The sequence below is a fragment of the Streptomyces sp. NPDC024698 genome (assembly GCF_055559015.1).
This window is the reverse complement of sequence record NZ_JBVHLK010000006.1, coordinates 409919-434506: the sequence shown is the minus strand read 5'-3', so window position 1 is coordinate 434506 and position 24588 is coordinate 409919. Positions and strand designations below refer to the sequence as shown.

At 70.8% G+C, this 24588-nt stretch carries 22 protein-coding genes and 1 tRNA gene; 10 read left to right on the top strand and 13 right to left on the bottom strand.

Features of this window, described 5'->3' with window-relative positions; all coding sequences use genetic code 11:
* Positions 1-9: 9 nt before the first annotated feature.
* The gene (locus ACZ4AA_RS17565) at positions 10-168 is read right to left on the bottom strand and encodes a hypothetical protein (protein ID WP_365738629.1); all 159 of its coding nucleotides are present in this window, start codon (positions 166-168) and stop codon (positions 10-12) included.
* Between the two features lie 199 nt (positions 169-367).
* Here ACZ4AA_RS17565 and ACZ4AA_RS17560 point away from each other — a divergent pair, with 199 nt between their 5' ends.
* Positions 368-958 (top strand): hypothetical protein, encoded by a 591-nt coding sequence (locus tag ACZ4AA_RS17560; protein WP_467602282.1) that lies wholly within the window; start codon positions 368-370, stop codon positions 956-958.
* Positions 959-1133: 175 nt separating this feature from the next.
* Here ACZ4AA_RS17560 and ACZ4AA_RS17555 read toward each other — a convergent pair whose 3' ends face one another.
* The 3 genes from ACZ4AA_RS17555 to ACZ4AA_RS17545 form a co-directional block, all read right to left on the bottom strand.
* Complete coding sequence (locus ACZ4AA_RS17555) at positions 1134-2018, bottom strand: LAETG motif-containing sortase-dependent surface protein (protein WP_467602280.1); 885 nt, start codon at positions 2016-2018, stop codon at positions 1134-1136.
* Positions 2019-2396: 378 nt separating this feature from the next.
* Entirely contained in the window at positions 2397-4004 is a 1608-nt protein-coding gene (locus ACZ4AA_RS17550; protein ID WP_467602278.1) for a multicopper oxidase family protein, read from the bottom strand.
* Between the two features lie 416 nt (positions 4005-4420).
* Complete coding sequence (locus tag ACZ4AA_RS17545; protein WP_467602276.1) at positions 4421-4795, bottom strand: DoxX family protein; 375 nt, start codon at positions 4793-4795, stop codon at positions 4421-4423.
* Positions 4796-4910: 115 nt separating this feature from the next.
* Here ACZ4AA_RS17545 and ACZ4AA_RS17540 point away from each other — a divergent pair, with 115 nt between their 5' ends.
* The 4 genes from ACZ4AA_RS17540 (at position 4911) to ACZ4AA_RS17525 (ending at position 8569) form a co-directional block, all read left to right on the top strand.
* The gene (locus ACZ4AA_RS17540) at positions 4911-5423 is read left to right on the top strand and encodes a MarR family winged helix-turn-helix transcriptional regulator (RefSeq protein ID WP_467602274.1); all 513 of its coding nucleotides are present in this window, start codon (positions 4911-4913) and stop codon (positions 5421-5423) included.
* 240 nt (positions 5424-5663) lie between these two features.
* A complete protein-coding gene (locus ACZ4AA_RS17535; RefSeq protein ID WP_467602272.1) occupies positions 5664-6308 on the top strand; it encodes a TetR/AcrR family transcriptional regulator in 645 nt (214 codons plus the stop codon).
* A 564-nt stretch (positions 6309-6872) separates the two neighbouring features.
* Positions 6873-7481, top strand: coding sequence for a nicotinamide riboside transporter PnuC (pnuC, locus tag ACZ4AA_RS17530; RefSeq protein ID WP_467602270.1), 609 nt, complete (start codon positions 6873-6875; stop codon positions 7479-7481).
* Positions 7478-8569 (top strand): AAA family ATPase, encoded by a 1092-nt coding sequence (locus ACZ4AA_RS17525; RefSeq protein WP_467602268.1) that lies wholly within the window; start codon positions 7478-7480, stop codon positions 8567-8569. Before pnuC ends, ACZ4AA_RS17525 begins: the two co-directional genes overlap by 4 nt.
* A 91-nt stretch (positions 8570-8660) precedes the next feature.
* Here the strand turns inward: ACZ4AA_RS17525 and ACZ4AA_RS17520 are convergent, their stop codons facing one another.
* From ACZ4AA_RS17520 to ACZ4AA_RS17505, 4 genes are read right to left on the bottom strand one after another with little or no spacing between them, the layout of a single operon-like run.
* Entirely contained in the window at positions 8661-9989 is a 1329-nt protein-coding gene (locus ACZ4AA_RS17520; RefSeq protein WP_467602266.1) for an LLM class flavin-dependent oxidoreductase, read from the bottom strand.
* A 44-nt stretch (positions 9990-10033) separates the two neighbouring features.
* Positions 10034-11086 (bottom strand): aliphatic sulfonate ABC transporter substrate-binding protein, encoded by a 1053-nt coding sequence (locus tag ACZ4AA_RS17515; protein WP_467602264.1) that lies wholly within the window; start codon positions 11084-11086, stop codon positions 10034-10036.
* A 44-nt stretch (positions 11087-11130) separates the two neighbouring features.
* Entirely contained in the window at positions 11131-11862 is a 732-nt protein-coding gene (locus ACZ4AA_RS17510) for an ABC transporter ATP-binding protein (protein ID WP_467602261.1), read from the bottom strand.
* The gene (locus tag ACZ4AA_RS17505; RefSeq protein ID WP_467602258.1) at positions 11859-12749 is read right to left on the bottom strand and encodes an ABC transporter permease; all 891 of its coding nucleotides are present in this window, start codon (positions 12747-12749) and stop codon (positions 11859-11861) included. The genes ACZ4AA_RS17510 and ACZ4AA_RS17505 overlap by 4 nt, the downstream gene beginning before the upstream one ends.
* Before the next feature lie 935 nt (positions 12750-13684).
* On the opposite strand from ACZ4AA_RS17505, the gene ACZ4AA_RS17500 reads away from it, so the two are divergent.
* The gene (locus tag ACZ4AA_RS17500; RefSeq protein ID WP_467602256.1) at positions 13685-15046 is read left to right on the top strand and encodes a bifunctional o-acetylhomoserine/o-acetylserine sulfhydrylase; all 1362 of its coding nucleotides are present in this window, start codon (positions 13685-13687) and stop codon (positions 15044-15046) included.
* A gap of 8 nt (positions 15047-15054) precedes the next feature.
* Entirely contained in the window at positions 15055-16230 is a 1176-nt protein-coding gene (gene metX, locus ACZ4AA_RS17495) for a homoserine O-acetyltransferase MetX (RefSeq protein WP_467602254.1), read from the top strand.
* 69 nt (positions 16231-16299) lie between these two features.
* Here the strand turns inward: metX and ACZ4AA_RS17490 are convergent, their stop codons facing one another.
* Positions 16300-16809: a DUF2231 domain-containing protein gene (locus ACZ4AA_RS17490; RefSeq protein WP_467602252.1), complete on the bottom strand. Its 510-nt coding sequence runs from the start codon at positions 16807-16809 to the stop codon at positions 16300-16302.
* Between the two features lie 376 nt (positions 16810-17185).
* Between ACZ4AA_RS17490 and ACZ4AA_RS17485 the strand changes: the two genes are divergently transcribed.
* The gene (locus tag ACZ4AA_RS17485) at positions 17186-18010 is read left to right on the top strand and encodes a DUF1684 domain-containing protein (RefSeq protein WP_467602250.1); all 825 of its coding nucleotides are present in this window, start codon (positions 17186-17188) and stop codon (positions 18008-18010) included.
* Positions 18011-18250: 240 nt separating this feature from the next.
* Entirely contained in the window at positions 18251-19324 is a 1074-nt protein-coding gene (locus ACZ4AA_RS17480) for an LLM class flavin-dependent oxidoreductase (protein WP_467602490.1), read from the top strand.
* Here the strand turns inward: ACZ4AA_RS17480 and ACZ4AA_RS17475 are convergent.
* Positions 19281-19354: transfer RNA gene (locus tag ACZ4AA_RS17475), tRNA-Met, on the bottom strand. The two genes, ACZ4AA_RS17480 and ACZ4AA_RS17475, sit on opposite strands and share 44 nt — an antisense overlap.
* A gap of 262 nt (positions 19355-19616) precedes the next feature.
* Here ACZ4AA_RS17475 and ACZ4AA_RS17470 point away from each other — a divergent pair.
* Positions 19617-21284 carry a beta-1,3-glucanase family protein gene (locus tag ACZ4AA_RS17470; protein WP_467602247.1) on the top strand — a complete coding sequence of 556 codons (1668 nt, stop codon included), beginning with the start codon at positions 19617-19619 and terminating at the stop codon, positions 21282-21284.
* 92 nt (positions 21285-21376) lie between these two features.
* Here ACZ4AA_RS17470 and hemC read toward each other — a convergent pair whose 3' ends face one another.
* The 3 genes from hemC to ACZ4AA_RS17455 all read right to left on the bottom strand — a co-directional run bounded on the left by hemC (position 21377) and on the right by ACZ4AA_RS17455 (position 24571).
* Positions 21377-22309 (bottom strand): hydroxymethylbilane synthase, encoded by a 933-nt coding sequence (hemC, locus tag ACZ4AA_RS17465; RefSeq protein ID WP_467602245.1) that lies wholly within the window; start codon positions 22307-22309, stop codon positions 21377-21379.
* Positions 22310-22436: 127 nt separating this feature from the next.
* The gene (locus ACZ4AA_RS17460; RefSeq protein ID WP_467602243.1) at positions 22437-23078 is read right to left on the bottom strand and encodes a DUF1775 domain-containing protein; all 642 of its coding nucleotides are present in this window, start codon (positions 23076-23078) and stop codon (positions 22437-22439) included.
* A gap of 104 nt (positions 23079-23182) precedes the next feature.
* Complete coding sequence (locus ACZ4AA_RS17455; protein ID WP_467602241.1) at positions 23183-24571, bottom strand: copper resistance CopC/CopD family protein; 1389 nt, start codon at positions 24569-24571, stop codon at positions 23183-23185.
* Positions 24572-24588: the final 17 nt, after the last annotated feature.

Sequence of the window (24588 nt, the reverse complement as noted above, 5' to 3'; positions counted from 1 at the left end):
TCGCCGCCGTCAGTGGTCACCCGATGTTTCGAGCACCGACTCCTCGTCGTCGGTGGGCTCCTCCGGAGTTGGCTTCGGAGGAGGGAAGAGAACCGCTTCCAAGAGGTCCAGCGCGAACACCATGAGGAGCAGGGCTACCGGGACGAGCAGGGCTATCAGGATGATCATGGCACCTCCCCGTAAAGCAGTGATCCGTAGTCGGTGATGCGGACGTCGGTTCCCCTTCAGCGTGCAGCCGAATGGAGGATGCCGCATGTCACAGCCCGAAATCACGTAGGCCGATCGAGTGACATCCCGCCTCACCGACGGCCACGGAACGCAGCCGCTGAACAGGATGTTTGTCAGTGGCGCCCGATAGCTTGCGGTCATGGGGATCTATCTGGTCAGTGTCGGCGCGGAGGACTGGTTCGGTGAGGAGGAGGAAGGGTGGGGAGAGGTCGCCACGGCGCTGAACCAGGCGTTGCGGCGACAGGGACTGCCGCCCTATGAGTCGGTGCCCGAGGTGATGGACTTCGTCCGTGGTTCGGGGCGGAATTTCGAGGAGAAACTCATACCTCCGATGGACGGGTTCTCGGCGCTGTGCCGGGCGCAGCTGTCGCGGGAGGAAGAGGAGACCGTCCTCGACTGGGCGGTGCTGGTGCCGTTCTCGCTCGACGAGGCGATCCTGCTACCCGTCGAGACCAGTTACACGACGTCGCCGACCGTCGTGGCGGGTGCTCCCCAAGTGCTGGCGATCGCCGAAAGGCTGACGGCGGCCATAGAGCTCCCGGACGAGACACCACGCATGTGCGACAACCTGGATCTGACCATGTGGTTCATGGACGGAGCGGCGAAAGAACTCGCCGCCTCCCGACCGGGCCCCTGGAGCCGGGACCTGGACACGGCCTTCTATGTCGCGCTGTATCTGCGCGCCGCCCAGCACTCGATACGGCGAGGGTGCCCCATGGTCTACTCCTGACACCACCCGCGTCAGCCATGGTCAACTCGTCGCCGCGCCGCTGCTGGTGCCCCCTGACATGGAGCCATTCACCGAGACAACGACTCGGCCCGCAGGTCGACGCGGTGGGCGTCGATGTCCTGCGGGCGGAGTCGGCGAACAGGCCTAGGTCACGGGTGTGATCCCGGGTGTTGCGTCAGGAGCGACGCGTGCGGCGGGACACGACGACCGCACCGGCTCCCGCGACGATCACCAGTGCCGCTCCTCCCGCGATCGGGCCGAGCATGCTGTTCGCACCGGTCTCGGCCAGCGGCGGCGTGCTCTCGCTGGGTGACGGCTTCGGGGTGGCGGGCGGCGTCGACGTCAGCGGCGGTACGTCCGGTGTCGTCGAGGGGGTGCTGGACGGCTTGGGCGTGGCAGCCGGCGTCGTCGCGTCCGCGGGCGGCTGGCTTGCCGCAGGGGTCGACGGCGTGGCAGGGGCGGACGGCGACGGCGTGGGCGAGTCCGGCGTCGCGGGGGTGCACTTCTTGTCACCGCCGTTCCAGGCGGCTATCAGGTGGTTCGGGGTGACGATGTTGTCGGGCTCGTACGGCAGCGGGCCGTGTCCCTCCCCGGTCTGCCCGTCGTACGAGACGTCGTCGCCGTACAGATCGATCTGGCCGTAGCAGTCGGGTGCCCGCACCGTCAGCTTCTGCCAGGTCTGCTGCGCGTCGGCCGCTTGTGCGACGTCCGCCGAGGTGAGGTAGACGGTGGCCTTGTCGACCTGGGCCTGGTGGCCGGAGGTGAACCAGTTCGGCCCCTCGGTGGTGTACTCGGCCAGGGAGACCGGGTACTTGCAGCCGTCGCCGACGGTCTGGCCGGGGGCCAGCCGGACCTCCACCGTTCCGGGGACGGCGTCCCACTGGTGGAAGCCGCCCTGGGACGACCAGTCCGCGCCCACGGGCTTTCCGTCCGCGTCGACTATGCGGTACTGGACGGTGGCGGACTGGCAGTCGCCGGACGTCGTGGCGCTTGCGGTACCCGCGCCGAGGAGAGGGAGCACGGCACCGGCGAAGGCCGTTGCCCCGAGAGCGGCGAGCATTCTCTTTTGTTGCGAACGCGACAAGATGAGCCTCTGTCCAGGTCAAAGTGTGGGAGGTGGCAGAGTGCGAGGGGCTGACACGGACGGGCGCCATGAAGACATGACCGAACCAAGATGTGGCCGTCTGTGCCACTCGCGTCACTTCGCTCTCTTCAGACACAGCGAAGCGGGCATCATTCTTGTCGCCTTTCACAACTCCCGTCAATTCTGCACGCGTTGAGCACACGACGACTCGACACGGTTTAGCGGGAAGCCAGACGACTCGTCCCTGCCGGGCGACTGCCGGGCGAGCGCCGGTGTGTCACTCGGGGCGCCGCGGACGGCCACGACCGCCTCGTTGCGGACGGCCGCGACCGCCCGTACCGGCCGGACCGACCGTCACGGTTCGACGTAGTCGACGGTCTGCATCATGCCGAGGTCCTCATGGTGGAGCTGGTGGCAGTGGGCGATCGTGCGGCCCGTGAAGTCCTCGTACTTGACGAGGAAGGTGACCCGGTCCCCGGGTGTGCCGCCCGCCAGGCCGACGGTGTCGTGCCACACCGGCGGGTCGAGCCGTCGGCTGTTGCGGTGGGTGAGGAGGATCTGGTTGGTGTGGAGGTGGAAAGGATGGATGTGCTCCGGCATGGTCTCGTCGGTGCGCACGGTCCATCGCTCGACACTGCCCAGACGCAGGGTGTGGTTGGTGTAGTCGGGGTCGAACAGGCCGTAGGCCCGGTCACGGGTGAGGTCGCCGTCGGGTTCGGCCGCGGGAGTCGCGTTCGTGCCCAGCACCCGGAAGGCGTTGGGGAAGGCCCCGGCGAAGACGCCCGCGTCGGCGTGGAAGACCACCTCCCGGTCCGCGTGCGGGTTGGCGATGTCCCGCTCGTCGAGGAAGGGCCTGCCCGGCGGCAGTGAGACCGGCAACGCCATCGGCGGCTCGACCGGTTCTCCCGCGACCTCGACCGTCATCAGCGGACCGGGCGACGCTGCGGTGCGCAGCTCGTACCGGCCGGGCACGCCGCCCCGGACCAGGACGTCGGCACGGTTCCCCATGGCCAGGTCCACCGTGTCCAGGGCGACGGGTCCGCTGAAGGTGACGCCGTCCTGCGCGATCTGGTGCATCGTCAAATTACTTGCTGTATTCACGACTTGAAGCCGCAGTGCGGTGAATCCGGTGGCGGCCACCAACCTCCAGCGCTGGACCTCGCCCGGGCGCAGCCGGAGCGTGGGGTTGACCGCACCGTTGACGGTGAGGACGGAGGGGACGCCGGTCACCCACGCACCCGAGGTGAAGGCGGGGATCCTGCCGTCCTTGATCTTGAGCTCGTTGATACAGACGACGATGTCCGCGGCCGCCCCGATCTCGGGGACCTCGTCGACATCGCCTTCGACGACGATCACCCCCGCCATGCCTCCCAGGACCTGCTCGGCCGTGGACCCGTGCAGGTGGGGGTGGTACCAGTAGGTGCCGGCGGGGTGGTCGGCCGGCACGTGGATGCTCGTCCTGTACGCCGGCTCAGCGGCCCCGGTGGCGACCTCCTCGGCGGTGCGGGGCGCGAACTCCCGCAGTACGTTGTCGGCCCGCCCGGACGGGCGGACATGCATGCCGTGGGTGTGCAGGTTGAAGCTGTTCGCGTGATGCGGCGTGTTGTGGTCGCCGTCGTGGGGCGGGTTGGGCGGCAGACCGTTGATGTGGGTCAGCCGCAGGGTGTGCCCGGCGCGCACGCGCAGGGTCGGCCCCGGGATCGTCCCGTTGTAGGTCCGCGTGGTCACCACCCCGCGACCAGGGATCGCGACGTCTGTGAACCGGACGTCGAGTGTCTGCTCCACGGCGGGTGACGCCGAGCCGGTCACCTGCCGCCAGGAGGTCATCACCGGCTGCGGAAAGGATGCCGGCACCGCCGCGGCGCGCTGTCCGGACAGGATCCCACCGGCCGCCGTGGCGAGACCGGCGACGTGCATGGCCCTGAGCACCGACCGCCGGCTGATTCCGTCACTTTGCCCCATGCTCGGGCAATGTAGATCAACCGCCCCGGACCGACCCCGGTGACGCACCGGACCGGTGAGTGCCGCGCGAAGAGCCCCGTACGGACGTTGCGCGGGCGCGTCCACACCAGCCTTATGCATGACATGAACTGAGGTCATCTCACCTGACGATCCATCAAAATATTGACACTGAGCCCCCTTTGTCCAGGCGCACGGACGGTGGCACTCTCGTCACCGAGCGCGCTTCCGCTGACTCCCGGGCGGGACCAGCGGAAGCGCGCGGACCGGGGCGGTCGCGCCGCCCGCACGGGCGAGGAGCCGCCGCCCTGACGCGGGTCATGCCCTGACGCGGGTCATGCCCTGATGCGGGTCAAGCCTCGCCACGGTCGGGCCCTGGCACGGTCGGGCCCTGGCACGGGGTAGGGCCCTGGCGCGGGTCAGAAGGAGTACGGCCCGAACCGGCCCCAGGCCACGACGGCGGCCAGGACCAGCAGCACCAGGTTCACCGCGGTGAGCGGTGTCTCTTTGCGACGGACATGAACCACTATGGCGCCGCCCATGATCAGCGCGAGGCCGAGCGCGGCCAAGGGCGTCAGCACCGTGGCGATCCCGAGGGCCGCGGGCACGACGAGCCCGGCCGCGCCGAGCACCTCCACCGCCCCGATCAGCTTCACCGAGCGCTCGCTCGCATCCTCGGCCCAGCCCATACCGGCCTCGGCCAGCTTCGCCTTCGGCTGCGCCAGCTTCATCAGGCCGGCGGCGAGGAAGGTGGCCGCCAGCAGTGCGGCGAGGATCCACATCAGGACGTTCATCATGCTCCAGGCCCGTTTGTGACTTAAAGGTTTAACTTGATACTACGATCCATGACTTAACGATGCAAGTCAATGACGGGAGTGATCACTTCATCCGTGAAGCTAGAATGAGGAGATGGAGACCGCGCAGGAGCCGAACTGGCTGGACGACGAGGAAGGCCGGGCGTGGATCGCCCTGGGCAGCATGCTGATGCGACTGCCCGCGGCGCTGGACGCGCAGTTGCAGCGGGACGCCGGGATCAGTCACTTCGAGTACCAAGTCATGGCCGGACTGTCCATGGTCCCCGAGCGCACCTTGCGGATGAGCGAGCTGGCGGCGTTCGCCGAGGGCTCGCTGCCCCGGCTGTCCCAGGTCGTGGGCCGCCTGGAGAAGCGCGGCTGGGTGACCAGAAGCACCGACCCCACCGATGGCCGCTACACCGTCGCCACCCTCACCGACGACGGGTTCGAGAAGGTCTCCGCCACCGCGCCCGGACACGTCCAGGCGGTCCGCACCTATGTCTTCGACGCCCTCACCCGTGCGCAGGTACGCCAGATCACGGCCATCGGCGCCCGTATCGTCGGCGCCATCGACCCCGCGCACCCGCTCGTCAGCGGCGAGATGGAACGGCTTCGCCCGAAGAAGTAGGAGCCCCACGGACGGGTCCCGGTCGACGACGCGGCGTGGGCGCGGCGACGACATCGCGTCGATCCGGTCGACGACAGCGCGTCGGCCGCGACGACGGCCGTGCACCGGCCTCCGGCGCCCGATGGCACCGAGGTCCGATGGCGCCGAGGCCCGGCACCCGGCACCCGGCACCCGGCACCCGCGGGGACCATCATCCACAAGACGGCCCGGACCTCGCGCCCCCCATGGCACACTGCCGCCATGCCTGACGGCCACGCCTCCGTGACGCCGCACTCCCGGCCGGATCCGCCCCGCGTGGCCTGGCGCAAGCAGATGCGCGAGCGGGTCATCGCCGAGGCCAGATCGCTGGCCGCCGAAGACGGCTGGGACCGTGTCCGGGTGGCCGACCTGGCCTTGCGCGCGGACGTGTCACGTCCTTCCATCTACAAGGAATTCGGTGACCGTGCGGGCATCGGCCGTGCCCTCGTGGAGCACGAGACGCAGGAGTTCCTCATCGGCCTCGCCGCGGTCCTGGACGCCCATCGCGGCCACCTCGGCCCGGCTCTGGAGGCGGCCGTGGCCCACGCCCTGGAGCAGGCGGACGACAACCCGTTCGTCGGCGCCGTACTGACCGCCACGCGCGGGGGCACGGACGCGCTGCTGCCCTTCCTGACCAGCAGACCCGAGCCCGTCTTCTCCAGCACCCGGCGACTGCTCCGCGTCTGGCTCGACCGAACCGTCCCGGAGAGCGACGAGGACTCCCGCGCCGCGGCGGCCGACATGGCCGTGCGTCTCACCGTCAGCCACATGCTGCTGCCCGCCGAGGACCCGGGAGCGACCCCGCTCCACATAGCGCGGACCGTGTGCGCGCTCCTGGGCGCGGCGGAGCGAGACCGACCGGCCTGACCTCGTGCCCCGGCTCGTGAGCGCGTCGCGTGGCACCGTCATGGGACGGCGGGGCCGGCCGGGACCGGCGGACGCCGGGTGAGAAGACGATCACTCTCCGGGAAGGACGCGTCGGACGGACGGAACGGCGCTCGGACACCGAAGACTGACGGGCCGGTCCCGCCACAGGTCATGCTCCTGCATCCAAGACGTTGTTGCAAGTAAGACGCAACAGTCACCCGCACCACCCCGGGGACAGGCCCTCACCTGCGACGCGAGACAGCTGACGCCGTGATGGCCGCGCCGACGTCCTTCGACGCGACCATCACGGCCGCACGACACCCGGGCACCGGGCGCATGTAGATGATCTTGGCATGCCCCACTCCTTTTGTGAAGATCCTGTATTCGTCTTGTGAATCAGGACGACACGATGACGCCGAGGTCCGTGTCCGGCCGCGCGATGACGACTCACTCGGGAGCGCGAACCGTGGTGGGTCGCCCCCCCCACAGGCGACGGACGGTCAACTCCCTTGCCGCCCACCTCCACTCCGTTTATAGTCATGCTGACCATTAAGGAGCCCACCCGTGAACTGGAACCTCAGCTGGACCGAAGCGCTCGGCTTCGCCACCGGCGCCCTCTGCGTCTGGCTGGTGGCACGTCAGCACATCGCCAACTGGCCCGTCGGCATAGCCAACAACGTCTTCTTCATCGTGCTCTTCGTCCAGGCGGGCCTCTATGCCGACGCCGGTCTCCAGGTCGTCTTCATCGCGCTGGCCGCCTACGGCTGGTGGATCTGGGCCAACGGCGCCGGACCCGACGCGGCCGGTGCCCTTCCGGTGCGTCGTACGACGGGTGCCGAGTGGGCCTGGCTCGCCGCGGCGGGGGTGCTGGGCACCGGCGCCCTGACGCTGCTGCTCGACCGGGCCACCGATTCCACCGTCCCCTTCTGGGACGCGCTCACCACCGCCCTGTCCCTGGCGGCCACCTACGGCCAGTGCCGCAAGCTGCTGGAGTCCTGGTGGCTGTGGATCGCCGCCGACCTGGTCTACATCCCGCTCTACGCCTACAAGGGCCTGTACCTGACCTCCCTGCTGTACGTCGGGTTCCTCGCCCTGTGCGTGGCCGGCCTCCTCGGCTGGCGGCGCACCCTCGCGGCCACCGGCGCCCGCGCCGCCACGGCGGTGCCCGCGTGAGCCCCGCCGCCCGCCCCTACCGCCACGGCCTGGTGCTCGGCAAGTTCTATCCGCCGCACGCCGGTCACCACCATCTCGTCCGCACCGCCCTCGCGCAGTGCGAGCGGCTGACCGTCCTGGTCTGCGCGGCCTCCGTCGAGTCGGTGCCGCTCGCCGACCGGGTGACCTGGATGCGCGAGGCCCATCCGGGGGCGGAGGTCGTCGGAGCCGTCGACGACCACCCCGTGGACGTGCACGACCCCGACGTCTGGGACGCCCACATGGCGGTCTTCCGCGCGGCCGTCCCGGAGCCGGTGGACGCCGTGTTCACCTCGGAGTCCTACGGCACCGAGCTCGCCCGCCGGTTCGGCGCGACCGAGGTGAGCGTGGACCCCGACCGCGCCCTGTACCCCGTCTCCGGTACGGCCGTGCGCAAGGCCCCGGTGGGCTGCTGGCCGTTCCTCGGCCCGGGCGTGCGCGCCTCGCTCGCCCGGCGCGTGGTCGTCCTGGGCGCCGAGTCCACCGGGACCACCACGCTCTCCCGGGCGCTGGCGGCCCACTACCGCGCGCGTGGCGGCATCTGGGCGGACACCGGCTGGGTACCGGAGTACGGGCGCGCCTACAGCGAGGAGAGGCTCGCCGCGCTGCGGGCCCTCGACCCCGAAGCCGACTGGTCCGAAGTGGAATTCACCTCCGAGGAGTTCCCCGTCATCGCCCGCCGCCAGGACGCGGCCGAAGAGCGGGCGGCACGCGGCGGCTCCCCCGTGCTCTTCTGCGACACCGACTCCTTCGCCACCGCGATCTGGCACGAGCGCTACCTCGGCGCACCGAACCCCGAGGTGGCAGCCGTGGCCGCCCTGACCTCGCGCCATTTGTATCTGCTCACCGACCACGAGGGCGTGCCGTTCGAGGACGACGGTCTGCGCGACGGCCCCCACCTGCGCCCGTGGATGACCGGCCGGTTCAGGGAGGAACTGGAACGCACAGGACGCCGGTTCCTGCTGGTCACGGGCAGTCCCGAGGAACGGCTGCGCGCGGCCGTGGCGGCGGTGGACGATCTGCTCGCCGAGGGCTGGCGGTTCGCGGACCCGCTCCCCGAACGCCGGTGACCCCGCCGACCCGCACAACTCCCGTGTGTGCGGCGTGCGGAGCAGTTCCGGGCCTGTCGCGAGTCGAACGGAGGCGGCAGGCCCGGGCGGGTCAGGAGCGGAACTGGTTCGCCGGTACCGGAAGACCGTAGTGCTCGCGCAGCGTCGTGCCCTCGTACTCCTCGCGGAACAGGCCCTTGGCGCGCAGGATCGGCAGGACGTGGTCGATGAAGGCCGCGAGGCCCGAAGGCAGCGCGGGCGCCATGATGTTGAACCCGTCGGCGGCGCCGCCCTCGAACCAGGTGATGACCGTGTCCGCGACCTGCTCGGGCGTACCGACGAACTCGAAGTGGCCGCGTCCGCCGCCCAGGCGGGAGATGATCTGGCGCACCGTGAGCTGTTCCCGTACCGCGAGATCGATGATCAGGTCGGAACGGCTCTGTGAGCCCTCCAGTTTCGGCCTCGCGAGGATGAAGTCCGGCAGTGGGGAGTCGAGTTCGAAGGCCGAGGGTTCGGTCTCGAAGACGGCGGCCAGTTGGCGCAGCCCGTACTCCGGGACGCGTAGTTCGTCGAACTCCCGGGCCAGTGCGCGGGCTTCGGCCTCGGTCGACCCGATGTACGGGACGATCCCGGGCAGGACGATCACGCCGTCCGGGTCACGCCCCGCCTTCGTCGTACGTGCCTTGATGTCGGCGTAGAAGGCGGCCGCGCGCTCGTAGGTCGTGTGGGCGGTGAAGATGGCCTCGGCGTGGCGCGCCGCGAAGTCCTTTCCGTCCTCGGAGGAGCCGGCCTGGACGAGCAGAGGGTAACCCTGGGGCGGGCGCACGACGTTGAGCGGCCCGGCCACCTTGAAGTAGGTGCCCTCGTGGCCGATCCGGTGGAGCCGCTCGGGGTCGGCATAGCGTCCCGCGGCCTGGTCGGCCACGACGGCGTCGGACTCCCAGCTGTCCCACAGGGCCTTGGCGACCTTCAGGAACTCGTCGGCGCGGGCATAGCGCTCGGCGTGGCCGGGGCGGTTGTCGAGGCCGAAGTTGGCGGCTTCGTCCGCCCCCGCCGAGGTGACGATGTTCCAGCCGGCCCGGCCGCCGCTGACATGGTCGACGGAGGCCAGTCGGCGGGCCAGGTTGTAGGGCTCGTTGTAGGTCGAGGAGACGGTGGCGATGAGACCGATCCGCCTGGTCGCCTGGGACAGGGCGGTCAGCAGCGTCAGTGGTTCGAGCTGGCCCGGCGGCCGGAACTCGCCGGTCCCGACGAGTGCCGGGCCGTCCGCCAGGAACAGTGAGTCGAACTTGGCGCTCTCGGCGAGCCGTGCCAGCTCGATCCAGTGCCGCAGGTCGAAATCGGCCCGGGGGTTGCTGTGCGGGAGCCGCCACGCCGCCTCGTGGTGGCCGGCTTCCATGAGGAAGGCGTTGAGGTGGAGCCGGCGCTGCTTCTCGGTCACGGGTTGTCTCCTTCGCTTCTTCGCGTACGAGGTGGAGGCGGGCGTCAGTTGAAGGTCAGCTTGGAGCTGTCGTAGCCGGCCGGGAGAAGGTTGTCGGTGATCGACGCGAGGTCGACCTTCTTGGTGATCTGACCGGCTTCGAGGAAGGCGTCGGCCAGCTTCTGCTCCAGTGCGATGTCCGACTTCTCCACCGGGGTCACCCGGTTCGAGTACGCGGCCAGCGACGTCTTGGCGTCCTCCACCGGGATGCCCTGTTCCTGCGAGAGCGCCTTCGCGTACTGGTCGGGGTGCTTGATGGCCCAGGCGTACTCGCGGGAGAGCCTCTTCAGGGCGTCGGTGAGGGCCGCGCGCTTGGTCTTGTCCTTCAGTGACGTGTCGCTCGCGACGTAGTAGCTGCTCGTCTGGTCGATCGGCGGGAGGCCCTTGACCAGGATCCGCGCGCCGTTCTTGACCGCGATCGCCGACTGCGGGTTCCAGATCGACCAGGCGTCCACCTTGCCGGTGTTGAACGCCGTGGCGGCGGCGGCCGGATCGAGGAACACCAGTTTCGCGTCCTTCGGGCCGAGCCCGACGCTCTTCAGCGCGTTCAGGGCCAGTCCGTGGGCGGAACTGCCCTGCGGAACGGCGATCCGCTTGCCCTTGAGGTCGGCGGCGGTCCTCAGCTTCGAGCCCTTGGGGACGATGATGTTCTCCACCGCCTGGTCGGGCGTGAGCGAGCGGTTCACGGCGACGATCTTGAAGCCGTACTCCTTCGCGGCACCGGTGATCGGCGGTACGTCACCGACGCTGCCCAGGTCTATGTCCCCCGACGCCGCGGCCTGCACGAGTGGTGGGCCGTAGGTGAAACGGGCGAACTTCACCTTGTAGGGCGCGCTGTCGAAGACGCCGGTCAGTTTCGCCAGGGCCTGGCTGCCGTCACCACCGTTGTCGCCGATGGTGAAGGTGTACTTGCTCCACTCGGGGTGCTTGGCACTGCTCGCGTTGCCGGCGTTGCTCAGCGGCGCCGCGGTGTCCGAGGAGGATCCGCAGGCGACGAGCGAGCCCGCCAGGGCGAGGGGACCGACGGCGATGACGAGCCTGCTGATTGCGTTTCGCATGGGATTGTCCTGTGCTCTCTGTGCTGGAGGGGAGTATTCGGGGGTCAGTGCTGCCCGGCGAGGCCGAGGTCCTCCAGGAGCCGGGCGCGGAGTTCCTCGCGCGCGAGGCTCGCCTCGCGGTCCGCGGCGGAGAGGTGAACCTGGTGCGAGGTGCCGATGCGGCCGTCGCTCATGACGAGGATGCGGTCCGCAAGGGCGATCGCCTCGTCGATGTCGTGGGTGACGAGAAGCATGGCCGCCTGGTGCCTGGTGCGCAGGGCGCGTACGAGGTCGTGCATGCGCAGCCGTGTGATGGCGTCGAGGGCCGCGAACGGCTCGTCGAGCAGGACGAGTTCGGGCTCTGAGACGAGGGCTCTGGCCAGGGAGACGCGCTGGGCCTCACCGCCCGAGAGCTCCTTGGGCCACGCCTTCTCGCGGCCCGGGAGTCCGACCTCGGCCAGTACGTCGCGGGCCCGCTGGTCGGCGTCGGGTCCGTGCAGTCCGAGGGTGACGTTGCGCAGGACCCGCTGCCAGGGCAGCAGCCGGTCGGCCTGGAAGACGACGGCTCGCTTCGACGGGACCTCCACGCGGCCTCCGTCGGGCCGGTCAAGTCCGGCGAGCAGACGTAGGAGGGTGCTCTTGCCGCAGCCGGAGGGACCGAGCAGGATCACCAACTCCCCCTCGTCGATGGTGAGATCGAGGTGGTCGAGCACCACCCGGTCACCGAACCGGCGGACCACCCGTTCCGTGACGACACCGGTCGCCCCACGAAGGTCGGTCGCGACTGTGCTGCTCATGACGCCTCATAACTGGGGCGCCACCGCAGCAGCACCCGTTCGAGAGCCCGGACGAACTGGTCGGCCAGCAGGCCGAGGAGTGAGTAGATGACCAGGCCCACGAAGACCTGGTTGGTCTGGAGGTAGGTCTGTCCCTGGGTGATGAGGAAGCCGAGTCCCTTGTCGGCGTTGACCGTTTCGGCGGCGACGAGACCGAGGACGCTGTAGGCGAGGGAGAAGCGCAGGCCGACCAGGAAGCCCGGCAGGGATCCGGGCACGAGCACCCGCGTCACCAGGCGCCAGGTGCCCGCTCCGGTCGTGCGGGCCATCTCGATCAGCCGCTGGTCGACACCGCGGATCGCGGCGAACAGGTTGAGGTACATCGGGACGCCCGCCCCGAAGGAGATCAGCAGCACCTTCGTCAACTCGTCGATGCCGAACCACACGATCATCAGCGGCAGCACCGCGAGGAGGGGGATCGTGTTGAGCACCTGGACGACACCGTTGAACAGGTACTCACCGCTGCGCAGGAGTCCGCCGAGCACTCCGGCGACGATGCCCACCGTCAGGCCGAGCGCGAAACCGACACCGGCGCGTTGCAGCGAGATGGCGAGGTCGGGCCCGAGCACTCCCTGCCGCCACAGATCGACGGCGGACTTCACGATCGACGTCGGTGCGGGGGCGTAGGTCTTCGTCACCACTCCGGCCCGGGCGAGCACCTCCCAGGCGAGGAGGATCACGACCGGGGTCGTGTAGACGCCCAGCGGCCAGCGCAGCCGTTCACAGAGCGCGGCGAGCGTGGTCCGGCGGCGCGCTCCGCTCGGCAGGAACACCTCGCGTTCCCGCCCGCCGAGGTCGTCGGCCGACGGACCGGCTCGGCCGGTGGGTTTATGGAGGGACAAGGTCATGGGGAGGTCCTTCTCGGGGAGGTGGAGGTACCACCGCGTGCTGAGGGACGGAGAGGCGACGACGGATCGACGCACGGGCCGGCCGACCGGAGTCGGGGCGGGCACGGGGATCGGGACAGGCACGGGTTCCGGACAGGCAGCGCGGTCGGTCCCGAGGCACCCGTGTCCGACGGTCACGCCGAGGGCGCACGCGGCCGACGGTCACGAGGGAGGCCCGTACGACGACAGCACCGACCGCATGCGAGAGGTGAGGCAATGGACGCGACTCAGGCGCCGGACGCGATGATCCCGCGGAACAGCCGAACGTCGGGGACGGTTTGACACCGCGTCAGTCCGACGGGCACAGCGGGGGCGTACCGGCTGCCGGGACGGCCTACCGGGTCAGCGACAACAAAACGCACTGGCGACGTGCGCCAGATCGATGTGGCGCCGCCGGGTCAGGTCCACGCGCGGGTTCATGGAACGGGAGTTCAGCAGACGGTCACATCGGTGGTCAAGGAATTCGGTACGGGTCTTGCATGGCGGACACCGGGCGCCTCTCCGATGGCCGGCGACACCTGATGAAACTCGCCTGTCCGGCTGGTTCGTGACGCCGCCATGTGGTTACCTGGGCTCATGACCGTGCTCGTGACCCGCCGCCACGTCGACTACGTGCGTGTCACCACCACCGGTTGTCCGGCCACGAGCTGACATCACGCTCGGGCTTCTGACCGGCGTCTCGTTCACCGCGTCGCGCTGAGCGTCGCTTCCACCGCGTTGCGCCGAGCGGCCCTTTCACCGCATCTCCCTCACCACGTCGCGTTCGCCGCGTCGCGGCGCGTTCGCGTCGTGCCGGGCGCCGCTTGCCGTACCGGCAGTGGTCCGCGGCGCCGTGACTCCCTGACCCTGCCCGTTCACACTCTCCCGTTCTCACTCTCCGTACAAGGAGCAGCACCATGAGCCAGCCCATCGACTCCGTCACCGCCGGCCACACCCCGGACGAGGCGCCCGCGGGGCCCGACACCTCGGCATGGTCGTTCGAGACCAAGCAGATCCACGCCGGAGCGGCACCGGACCCGACGACCGGCGCCAGGGCGACGCCGATCTACCAGACGACGTCGTTCGTGTTCCGGGACACCCAGCACGCGGCCGACCTGTTCTCGCTGGCCGAGCCCGGCAACATCTACACGCGCATCCACAACCCCACCCAGGACGTCTTCGAGCAGCGAATCGCCGCGCTGGAGGGCGGAGTCGCGGCGGTCGCGCTCGCCTCCGGACAGGCGGCGGAGACGCTGGCCATCCTGACGCTCGCGAGTGCGGGCGACCACATCGTCTCCAGTACGTCGCTGTACGGCGGCACGTACAACCTCTTCCGGCACACGCTTCCCAAGCTGGGCATCGAGGTGTCCTTCGTGGACGACCCCGACGACGTCGAGGCCTGGCGGGCGGCGATCCGGCCGAACACCAAGGCGCTGTTCGCGGAGACGCTGGGCAACCCGCGCGGCAACGTGCTGGACGTGCGGGCGGTCGCGGACGTCGCACACGCCGAGGGGGTGCCGCTGATCGTGGACAACACCGTCCCGACTCCGTACCTGCTGCGGCCCCTTGAGCACGGCGCGGACATCGTCGTGCACTCGGCCACCAAGTTCCTTGGCGGGCACGGCACCACCATCGCGGGCGTGGTCGTCGACGGCGGCACCTTCGACTTCGGCGCGCACACCGACCGGTTCGCGGACTTCACCGAGCCGGACCCGAGCTACCACGGGCTGCGGTACTGGCCGGCCCTCGGCCCCGGCGCCTTCGCCGTCAAGCTCAGGGTCCAGCTGCTGCGCGACCTCGGCCCGGCGCTCTCGCCGCACTCCAGCTTCCTGCTGCTCCAGGGTGTGGAGACGCTGAGTCTGCGCATCGAGCGCCACTCGGCGAACGCCCAGGCGCTCGCCGAGTGGCTGGAGGGCCGCGACGAGGTCGCCGCCGTCCACTATCCGGGACTCGCATCCAGCCGCTGGTACGAGGCGGGCCGGACGTACCTGCCGCGCGGCGCCGGTGCCGTGGTCTCCTTCGAACTGCGGGACGGCGTGGAGGCGGGCAAGCGGTTCGTGGACGCGGTCGAGCTGTTCAGCCATCTCGCCAACATCGGCGACGTACGCAGCCTGATCATCCACCCCGCGTCGACCACCCACAGTCAGCTCGACGAGGACCAGCTCGCGGCGACCGGCGCCTCCCCCGGTCTGGTGCGCCTGTCGGTCGGCATCGAGAGCCTCGCCGACCTCAAGGCGGACCTGGAGGCAGGCTTCCGCGCGGCCAAGAGCGCGTCCTGAACGCCATAGTGACGACTCATCAGCAATCCCTCCCGCCGGCCACGGGCGCCTGGCGGGAGGGGGACCCTCCGGGGCGTCGCCAGTGGTACGACCATGAGAAGCCGCTTCCCCTGGAGACGGGTGGTGAACTGCCAGGTGCGCGGCTCGCGTTCGAGACCTGGGGACGGCTCGCGCCGGACGCCTCCAACGCGGTCCTCGTCCTGCACGCCCTCACCGGGGACAGTCACGTCGCCGGACCGGCCGGATCCGGACACCCCACCCCGGGCTGGTGGGAGGGCCTGGTCGGACCGGGACGCGCCCTGGACCCGGACCGCTGGTTCGTGGTGGTACCGAACGTCCTCGGCGGCTGCCAGGGCAGTACCGGGCCCTCGTCGCTCAGAGTCGAGGGCCACCGCTGGGGCGGCGACTTCCCCTTCCTGACCCAACGCGACCAGGTGGCGGCCGAGGCCGGTCTCGCCGACGCCCTCGGCATCGACCGCTGGGCGCTGGTGATCGGCGGTTCGATGGGTGGGATGCGGGCGCTGGAATGGGCGGTGTCGCATCCCCGGCGCACCGGTGCGCTCCTGCTGCTCGCCACGACCGCTGCGGCCAGCGCCGAGCAGATCGCCTGGGCCGACATCCAGCTGCGCACCATCCGCACCGACCGGGACTGGCTCGGGGGCCACTACCACGACACGGGCCGCGGTCCCCACACCGGACTCGGCCTGGCCCGGCGGATCGCCCATGTCACCTACCGCAGCGAGCCCGAACTCGATGGCCGCTTCGGACGTACGCCCCAGGGGGCCGAGGACCCCTGGAACGGCGGCCGGTACCAGGTCGAGTCCTACCTCGGCCATCACGCCGACAAACTGGTGCGCCGCTTCGACGCGGGCAGCTATGTCGTGCTGTCCGAGGCCATGAACAGCCATGACATCGGCCGGGGTCGCGGGGGCGTGCGGGCGGCCCTGCGCCGGGTGACCGCCCGGACCCTCGTCGCGGGGGTCGGCTCCGACCGTCTCTACCCACCGGCGCAGCAGGCCGAGCTCGCGGCGGGCATCCCCTCCGCCGACCGTCTCCGGCTGATCGAATCGCCGTACGGGCACGACGGCTTCCTCATCGAGGTGGACCAGGTCGGGGCGCTCGTGCGGGAACTCCTTCCTCCGGTGGACGCCGGGCGGCAAGGGCCGGCGGAGCCGCGGGGCTGATGGGTTCCCCCGGCCTCAGGGCCACCGGAAGGGCGGCGAGCCGCGTGGGCGGGGCGAGCCGGCCGTGCGTCAGCCCTGGTCGCCTCGGCCCGAGGCGCTCTTGGAGAAGCCGTTCTGCCAGGCCGCCTTCGCCCCGGAGTCGCCGATGCGGTAGACGTCCACGACGGCGCCCGTGGCCACCATGAGCGACAGCGCCGCGGCCGCGATCCGCACCCACGTGCCGGGCCGGCGCACGGGCTCCGACGCTCCGGACGCCGCGGCACGGCCGACCGACCACCAGACGGCGACCGCCAGGATGAACAGGCCCCCGGCCCAGGGAAGAAGGCCGTCGCCGAGTTCGGCGTGGCGCCGCACCAGGGCGTTGTCGCCGACGTGTCCTTGCAGCCATTCACCGGCGTTCGAGGTGAGCGGCACGCTCACGAGCGTGGCCAGGGCGAGGAGCGGCAGCACGAGGCCCAGGCGTCGGGCCGCCTGGGGCCATATCGCGCAGGCCACGAGGGCGAGCGCGGTCAGGGGGACGAGGACGACCACGAAATGCACCAGCAGGACGTGCGCGGGCAGGCCGTTGACCAGGCTCATCGACAACTCCTCGGGAAGGGTGGGTAGACACCGTCATGATCGGGCGCGCCAGCCTCGCACAGGAATCTCTCAGCTTCCTCTGAGTTCCAGGCTTCCGCTCCGGGCGCCCAGTGGACGCGTCACGATCGCCCCGCGCGCCCCGCCCCTGGCCCGCGGACCGGCCGGTCTCACGTCACACGACTGACATGAAGCCGTCACACCGGAGCGGAATGCGCGCTCGTCGGCCGCTCGTTCCAACGGACATGACCGTTGGCGACCCCGAGGCGTCAGCGTGTCCCGTCCTCCCCGACCCCGCGTCCCGCACGACCACCCCGTCGCTCTCCCGGATCCCCGTATCCCCGCGCGAGCGCGAACCCCTTGCATCGAAGGAGAGTTCATGACCACCGAGGCAACCACAGCAGACCTTCACGCCTTCACCGAACAGTGGCTGGAGTGGTATCGCGGTCAGGAGGCCCGGCTCGCCGATCCGCACGGGTTCCTGGCGATCACCGGCCTGCACTGGCTCGACGACAGACCGCAGCGCTTCCCCGACGCTCCCGGTGCCTGGCACACCGGCCCCGAGGGCGTCGTCGTCACGCTCGACGACGGTGAGGAACTGGTCGTCGACGGAACACCGGTGCGCGGTGAGCACCGCTTCGGCGTGCTGCCCGAACGCGGCGGCGTCGACGCGCTCTGGAAGGACGCCGTCATCGAGGTCGCCAAACGGGGCGGCCAGGACATCGTGCGCCCCCGGCACCCGGACGCTCCGCTGCGCACGGCCTTCACCGGAACGCCCGCCTACGCCCCCGACCCGCGCTGGGCGGTGACGGGCCGCTACGTCCCGTTCGACCGGCCGCGGCCCACCACCGTGGGCGCCGCGGTCGAGGGCCTGGAGCACGTGTACGACGCTCCCGGCCGGATCGAGTTCGAACTGGACGGCCACCGGCTGTCGTTGACCGCCTTCCCCGGCCACGCTCCGGGCTCGCTGTCCGTGCTGTTCACCGACGCGACCTCCGGGGTCACCACCTACGCCGCCAACCGGTCCCTGTCCGTCGAGCCGCCCACGGCCGACGGCACGGTCGTGCTGGACTTCAACCGCGCCGCGAACCTGCCGTGCGCCTACACGGACCTGGCCACCTGCCCGCTGCCCCCGGCGGAGAACCGGCTGCCCGTGGGCATCGAGGCGGGCCAGCGGATCCCGCGCGAACGCGGCGGTTCCTGAACCGTGCCTGCCCGGCCGTGACGGCGGCCGTCCGTGGCCTCTCCTTCCTGCCGCGGCCGGCCGTCTCCGGCTTGCCGCCCTTGGCGCCGATGTGGTGCCGCGACCTATGAACAGGTCACGGAGGAAGGGGAGTTCGACCGCCGCCGTCGGCGACGCCCGTCGGGATCGAGGGACGCGTACGGGTTCCGGTATACGAGTTCCCCGCCCCCGAGACCGACACGAGCTGAGGACCGACGTCATATGACCACCCCCGCCATCACCTCCCTGGCGTTTCTCACCCCGGGCAACTTCGCCGACGACGACCCGTACACCGGACTGGAGGAGACGCTCCAGCTGTTCGAGTTCGGCGAAGCGGCGGGCTTCGACGGTGCCTGGATCAGACAGCGGCACCTCGAACACGGCGTGGGCTCGGCCGCCGTGTTCCTGGCCGCCGCGGGACAGCGCACCGAGCGGATCGAACTCGGCAGCGCCGTCATACCGATCGGCTACGAGAACCCCTTCCGCCTCGCCGAGGATCTGGCGCTGGCCGACGTGCTGTCCCGGGGCAGGCTCCAGATCGGCTTCAGCACCGGGATGCCGCACGCCGACCTGCTCGGCGATCTCGTGCACGACGGGGACTGGCGGGGCTTCGACCTGTCGTACGGCAGGATCGCCCGTGTCCTCGACCATCTGCGCGGCGAGTACCTCGGCGGACCGGACGCGGTCATCCACTCGCCGGGCAACGTCCAGCGCCCCCGGCTTCAGCCGCACACTCCCGGTCTGGCCCGGCGCATCTGGTACGGCGGGGGAAGCCTGCGATCGGTCCGCTGGGCCGGCGAGAGCGGCCTCGGCCTGTTGACCGGCAACATCGTCACCGGCGAGGGAACCGACGACTTCACCACGGCCCAGCTGAACCTGCTGGCCGAGTACCGCCGGGCGCTGACCCCCCAGAGCGCGGAACGTCCGGCGCGGGTGGCGCTGGGGCGGGTGATCGTGCCCTTGGACAGCGCGGACGCGGCCGGCCGGGCCCGCTACCGTGCCTACGCGGCCGGGCGTCACGCGCGGACCCTCGCGCCCCAGGGCCCGAAGCGGACCTTGTTCGCCCCCGATGTGGTGGGCACCGCCGAACAGATCCTGGAACAGCTGACCGCCGACCCGGCCCTCGCCCAGGTGTCCGAGCTGCGGCTGGAGCTGCCCTACGAGTTCCACCGCGAGGAGTACGAGCAGATCCTCCACGACACACGGCACCTGATCGCCCCCGAACTCGGGTGGCGCCCGGCGGTGAACGGGACAGAGCCGGCCGGATTCGAACCGGCGTCCTCCCACATGAGGTGAAGGCGCGACGACCTCTGCGCTACGAACCCTGCCCCACCGCTGATCATACGGCCCGCCTCCCGTGACACCGCTCGAATTCCGGCCCCCGCCTGCCCGTGCGCTTCGCACGGGCAGGCGGGGGCCGACGTGTTCGATCACATGCGAGCACCCGTTACCTGGAAGAAACAGTTCCGCAACCTTGACTGCATTGGTCCAGTCCAATAGCGTCACCACCGCACAGAACCCCACAGCACACAACTCCCCCCAACGGTCTCGTCATTGACGGACCATCACCCCCTCCGGGAGGGCCCCCGTGGTTTCCCGACGTTCCTTCCTGTCCGGAGCCGTTGCCGTCGCCGGCACGGCCGTGCTCAGCCCGTTCTCACCGATCTCGCCGCTGATGTCCACAGCGGCGGCAGCGGGAGTCTCACTCCCCGTGAAACTGGCGAACAACTCCGGCCACGACACCGTCTACGCCTACATATCCGGCACCGACAGCAGCGGCTGGCCGGTCTTCGTCTCCGCGAACGGCGCACTGAACCGACTGCCCAGCCCCTCGTCACCGGTGACCCCCATCGCCGACTACTCGATCGCGCTGGGCGCCTCCGGTTCGGCCGCCAGGACCATCACGCTGACCGACTACATCATCGGCGGGCGCGTCTGGTTCTCGGTCGGACAGAAACTCCAGTTCTTCGTCAACCCGGGCTCCCCGCCCGGGGTGGTGCAGCCCGCCCTGGTGAGCTCGGACCCCAACTGGGCCACCAACTGGACGTTCTGCGAGTTCACGTTCAACAGCGCCAACCTGTACGCCAACATCTCGTACGTCGACATGGTCGCGCTGCCCATCTCGATGGCCAGCACCGGCAGCGGAGGCAACCAGTCGGTCAGTCCGCTGCCCGCCGGCGCCCTCGCCTCCATCGCCTCCGGCCTCCAGACACAGCACGCCTCCGACGGTGCCCCCTGGGACCGGCTCGTGGTCAGCGACTCCTCCGGCGGAGTGCTCCGTGTGATGGCGCCCGCGCACTCACCGGTGGACTTCGGCGGCTACTGGAACGACTACCTGAACCGGGTCTGGAGCCACTACGCCTCCACCCCGCTGACCATCAACGGCCAGGGCAGCATCGGTTCCTACACCGGCACCGTCTCGGGCAACGCCATCGTCTTCTCGGGTCTCAACACCAACGGCGTGCCGTTCACGAAGCCGAGCGCCGTCGACATCTTCGGCTGCGCCTCAGGTCCCCTCTACAACTCCGGGGGAGACGCCCGCGGGGCGATCGCCGCCCGGCTCGCCGCCGCGATCAACCGCAGCACGCTGCTGGTCACGGGCGGGAACAACAACCCCGACGGCGTGACACCCTCGCAGTACTACACGGACCCGATCACCAACCACTACGCGCGACTGGTCCACAAGTACGCCAGCATCGGCTACGCGTTCCCCTACGACGACGTCGGCCCGACCGGCTCCGCCCCCGTCGACGGGCACATCCAGGACGGCGCGCCCACCTCCTGGAGCATCACCCTGGGCGCCGGCGGCGGCTCCGGCGGAGGATCCGGAGGCGGCTCGGGCAACGTCAGCGCCTACAGCACCATCCAGGCGGAGTCCTACTCGGCACAGAGCGGGACCACCACCGAGAGCTGCTCCGACACCGGCGGCGGAAGCGACGTGGGCTACATCGCGAACGGCGACTGGCTGAAGTTCTCCTCCGTGGACTTCGGTTCGGCCTCTCCGGCCCAGTTCAAGGCGCGGCTGGCGTCGGGCGCGGCCGCCGGTGTCAGCGGTGCCGTCCAGGTACGGCTCGACAGCACCACGGGCACGAAGATCGCCGAGATCAGCTTCGCCAACAGCGGCGGCTGGCAGAGCTGGCAGACCGTTCCGGCGAACATCCTCGCCTCCGCGACCGGAGTCCACGACGTCTACCTGGTCTTCTCGGGCAGCACCTCGGACTTCACCAACGTCAACTGGTTCACCTTCACCAGCTGACCTCGGGCTCCGCGCCGCCGACGCGGCAGCCACAGAGGAAACGGGACAGCGGTGCGGTCGCCCTCATGGGCGGTCGCACCGCTGTCCCCGTGTCAGTGAGCGATGTCGTCGATCAGCTCGCGGGCGCCCTGGCGCAGCAGGGCCAGCGCGACGGAGGCTCCGAGGTCCGAAGGGCTGAGGCGCCCGGCCCATTCGTGAGCGTTCAGGACGGTCTTGCCGTCCGGGGTGAACACACAGGCGCGCAGCGACAGATCCCCCCGGGACGCCTTAGCGTATCCGGCGATCGGGCTGTTGCAGTGACCTTGGAGGACGTGCAGGAACATCCGTTCCGCCGTGGCCTCCCGATAGGTGGCGGAGTCGTTCAGGCCGCTGACGACGTCGATCGTGGACGTGTCGGCCTCACGGCACTGGAGTGCCAGGACACCGGCCCCGATCGGCGGGCACATCGTCTCGGTCGACAGGATCTCGGTGATCACGTCGGTGCGGCCGATGCGTTCCAGTCCGGAGACGGCCAGCAGCAGCGCGTCGACCTCGCCCGAAGCGAGCTTGTCCAGGCGGCGGTTGGCGTTGCCGCGGAACGGCACGCACTCCAGCTGCGGGTGGGAGGCGGCGAGTTGGGCGACCCTGCGCACCGAGGAGGTCCCGATCCGCGTGCCCGCGGGGAGGTCGTCGAGGAGCAGGCCGCCGGGGTGGACCAGGGCGTCGCGGATGTCGTCCCGCTTGAGGAACGCGGCGAACGTCGTGCCGGCCGGGAGCGGCCGGTCCGCGGGCACGTCCTTGACGCAGTGCACCGCGAGGTCGGCCTCCCCCGCGACGAGTGCCGCGTCGACCTCCTTGGTGAACGCCCCCTTGCCCTCGACCTTGGACAGGTCTCCCATCCACTTGTCTCCGGTCGTCCTGACCGGGATCACTTCGGTCCGCAGACCGGGATGAAGCACCCCGAGCTCGGCACGGACGCGCTCCACCTGGGCCAGGGCCATGGGCGAATCACGGGAGACGATGCGGATCAGTTCAGGGGCGGACATGCCTTACACGATAGTGCGTCGGAGCCGGGCCCCCGCTCCGAACCCGAAGGCTCAACTCGACTGCGCGGGACGGGTGTTCGAGACCCGGACGCAGGATCGAGGACAGGCCGTCAGCGGCGGCGGCGCCTCAACGCGCCGCGGCGCCACGCCGTCTCGCCGCGGACCGCGCCAACGGGAGCCCCACCGCCGCCAGGAGGAGCAGCACCCCGCAGACGACGGCCGCCGTCCAGGAGGCGTCCGGGCCGGTCGCGGCACGCGTCACGGCATCGGCGGCCGATTCCCCCGTCAGGCTCAACACGGGGGCGGGGTGCTCCGGTTCGGGTCGTCCCGCCACCGTCTTCTGGTCCCAGATGACGACCTCGCCGTCGTCGTACTCCTGCCGTGCCACGAAGGCCAGCTCCGTCACCCCGGTGGGCAGGCGGTCGATGTGGACGACGAAGTCGACTCCGTTCCCGCCGCCGATCGTCCCGCCGGACCAGCCGACGGTCCTGGCCGCCTCGCCCGCGCCTGCCGGCTCGACGGTCCAGCCCGCCACCCGCTCCGTGCGCACCCCTCGTACGCCCCGCGGTTCCTCGATCCGCACGCCGACGGTCCGCGCGGACGCCTTCTCGTTCGGCACGTGGAACGTCGTCTCCACATCCCTCGCGCCGGGGGCCACCTCCTGGTCGGCATGTACGTGCACATGAGCCCAGGCCGGGGCCGCCGTCCCCAGCAGCAGTGCCACGGTGATCAGTGCCGCGGCGGTCCGGGCGGGGGCAAGGAGCTTCATGGGTCGGTTCCTCTCAGGGCGTCCCGGCTTACGGGCGGGCGGTGCGGGAGCGGGGTGGATCGGGGCGGGCGTGCTCGGGGGGCGGGCCCGGTGGCGTTTCGTGGTCACGCGGGCGGAGCGCTGGTGACGAGGGCCGCGGTGACGCCCAGTACGGCGGCCGCGACGAGCAGTTCGGCCAGCAGACCCCGTCGCAGGCTTCGTACGAGCGCGGCGTCCGGCGGCGCGGGCGGGGCCGGTGCGGTGAGCGTGAGCGTCGTGCCAGGCGCCTCGGCGGCCGGCGGGGGAAGGGGTGCCGGGCGGATGGCGTGCCGGTGGACCCAGCGGCGGGCCAGGGCGCCGAGCACGACGATCGCGCAGACCCCCGCCGATTTCACCAGCAGCAGCCGGCCGAACCGTGTGTCGAGGAGGTGGCCCGCGGAACCCACCTCCCGCCAGGCCTGGTAGGTCCCCGTCATGACGAGGGCGACGACGGCGGTGAACGCCAGCCGGGAGAACCGGGGCAGCACGGCGGCCGCTTCGCCGAGGAGTGCGGGGCGCGGCAGGGCGGCCGCGAGCAGCGCGAGTCCGCCCAGCCAGAGCGTCATGGCGGCCAGGTGGACGAGATCGGCGGCCATGGCGAGCGGTGCGTACCGGCCGTCGACGGCGTGCCCGGTCGGCGGCCAGGTGCCCCAGAGCACGGCGACCGCGGCGGTGGCCGCGAGGACCAGCGGTTTGGGGGGCCTGTCCCTCGCGGCCCAGGCTGTGGCCGCCATGGTCGCGGCGCCGAGCGCCAGCAGGGCGTAGAAGCGCACCGCGTAGGCCAGGTCGGCGGTCGCCGCGTGCTGATGCGCGTCCGAGCCTGACCAGGCCTCGGCCAGCGGCCTGCCGTCGGCCCAGACGGTGTGGACGGTCAGGACGGCGAGCGTGCCGGCCGCCAGCAGAGCGAGCCCGCCCCACACCAGGAAGCGGATCCTGCGGTGGCGCAGTCCGACGGGCCACAGCCACAGCGCGGCCAGCAGGACGCCCGGTCCGAGGGCGAGTCCGGCGTAGCCGATCGCCCGGGCCGCCCCGAGGAGCCGGCCGGCCCAGGCACCGTTCTCGCCGCCGAGGGGAGGCACGGCGCCCAGGACGGGCGTGGCCGTGCCGATGGAGAACCGGAACGTGCCCGCCACGGGGTGCCCGTCGGCCGACGTCACCTGCCAGGCGACGGAGTACGTGCCCGCGCGCAGACTGCCGGGCAGGGCCGTGCGCAGGGTCTGCCGCCGCCGGTCGTCCGGGTGGCCGCCGAGGTCCGTCCGGCGCATGTGGTCGTCGAACACGCGCACCGCGTCGGCGCCCGCGGTCACCGGCCGGCGGAACGTCAGCGCGACCTGGGCGGGCAGGCGCGGGAGCACCTGGCCGGCGGCGGGTTCGCTCGACAGCAGGCCGGTGTGCGCGGAGGCCGGGACCGGGGACAGCGTCTGGAGGAACAGAACGCACAGCGCGAGGCCGAGCGTGGTGACGATGCGGCGCATCCGTTCTCCCCCTGGTG

What these genes read in the sequence shown, in the direction of transcription:
- ACZ4AA_RS17565 (WP_365738629.1), bottom strand. Translation starts at nt 168, where the DNA reads ATGATCATCCTGATAGCCCTGCTCGTCCCGGTAGCCCTGCTCCTCATG.
- ACZ4AA_RS17510 (WP_467602261.1), bottom strand. Translation starts at nt 11,862, where the DNA reads ATGAGCAGCACAGTCGCGACCGACCTTCGTGGGGCGACCGGTGTCGTC.
- ACZ4AA_RS17500 (WP_467602256.1), top strand. Translation starts at nt 13,685, where the DNA reads ATGAGCCAGCCCATCGACTCCGTCACCGCCGGCCACACCCCGGACGAG.
- ACZ4AA_RS17550 (WP_467602278.1), bottom strand. Translation starts at nt 4,004, where the DNA reads ATGGGGCAAAGTGACGGAATCAGCCGGCGGTCGGTGCTCAGGGCCATG.
- ACZ4AA_RS17555 (WP_467602280.1), bottom strand. Translation starts at nt 2,018, where the DNA reads ATGCTCGCCGCTCTCGGGGCAACGGCCTTCGCCGGTGCCGTGCTCCCT.
- ACZ4AA_RS17480 (WP_467602490.1), top strand. Translation starts at nt 18,251, where the DNA reads ATGACCACCCCCGCCATCACCTCCCTGGCGTTTCTCACCCCGGGCAAC.
- ACZ4AA_RS17515 (WP_467602264.1), bottom strand. Translation starts at nt 11,086, where the DNA reads ATGCGAAACGCAATCAGCAGGCTCGTCATCGCCGTCGGTCCCCTCGCC.
- ACZ4AA_RS17540 (WP_467602274.1), top strand. Translation starts at nt 4,911, where the DNA reads ATGGAGACCGCGCAGGAGCCGAACTGGCTGGACGACGAGGAAGGCCGG.
- ACZ4AA_RS17560 (WP_467602282.1), top strand. Translation starts at nt 368, where the DNA reads ATGGGGATCTATCTGGTCAGTGTCGGCGCGGAGGACTGGTTCGGTGAG.
- hemC (WP_467602245.1), bottom strand. Translation starts at nt 22,309, where the DNA reads ATGTCCGCCCCTGAACTGATCCGCATCGTCTCCCGTGATTCGCCCATG.
- ACZ4AA_RS17460 (WP_467602243.1), bottom strand. Translation starts at nt 23,078, where the DNA reads ATGAAGCTCCTTGCCCCCGCCCGGACCGCCGCGGCACTGATCACCGTG.
- ACZ4AA_RS17485 (WP_467602250.1), top strand. Translation starts at nt 17,186, where the DNA reads ATGACCACCGAGGCAACCACAGCAGACCTTCACGCCTTCACCGAACAG.
- ACZ4AA_RS17455 (WP_467602241.1), bottom strand. Translation starts at nt 24,571, where the DNA reads ATGCGCCGCATCGTCACCACGCTCGGCCTCGCGCTGTGCGTTCTGTTC.
- ACZ4AA_RS17505 (WP_467602258.1), bottom strand. Translation starts at nt 12,749, where the DNA reads ATGACCTTGTCCCTCCATAAACCCACCGGCCGAGCCGGTCCGTCGGCC.
- ACZ4AA_RS17535 (WP_467602272.1), top strand. Translation starts at nt 5,664, where the DNA reads ATGCCTGACGGCCACGCCTCCGTGACGCCGCACTCCCGGCCGGATCCG.
- ACZ4AA_RS17490 (WP_467602252.1), bottom strand. Translation starts at nt 16,809, where the DNA reads ATGAGCCTGGTCAACGGCCTGCCCGCGCACGTCCTGCTGGTGCATTTC.
- ACZ4AA_RS17545 (WP_467602276.1), bottom strand. Translation starts at nt 4,795, where the DNA reads ATGAACGTCCTGATGTGGATCCTCGCCGCACTGCTGGCGGCCACCTTC.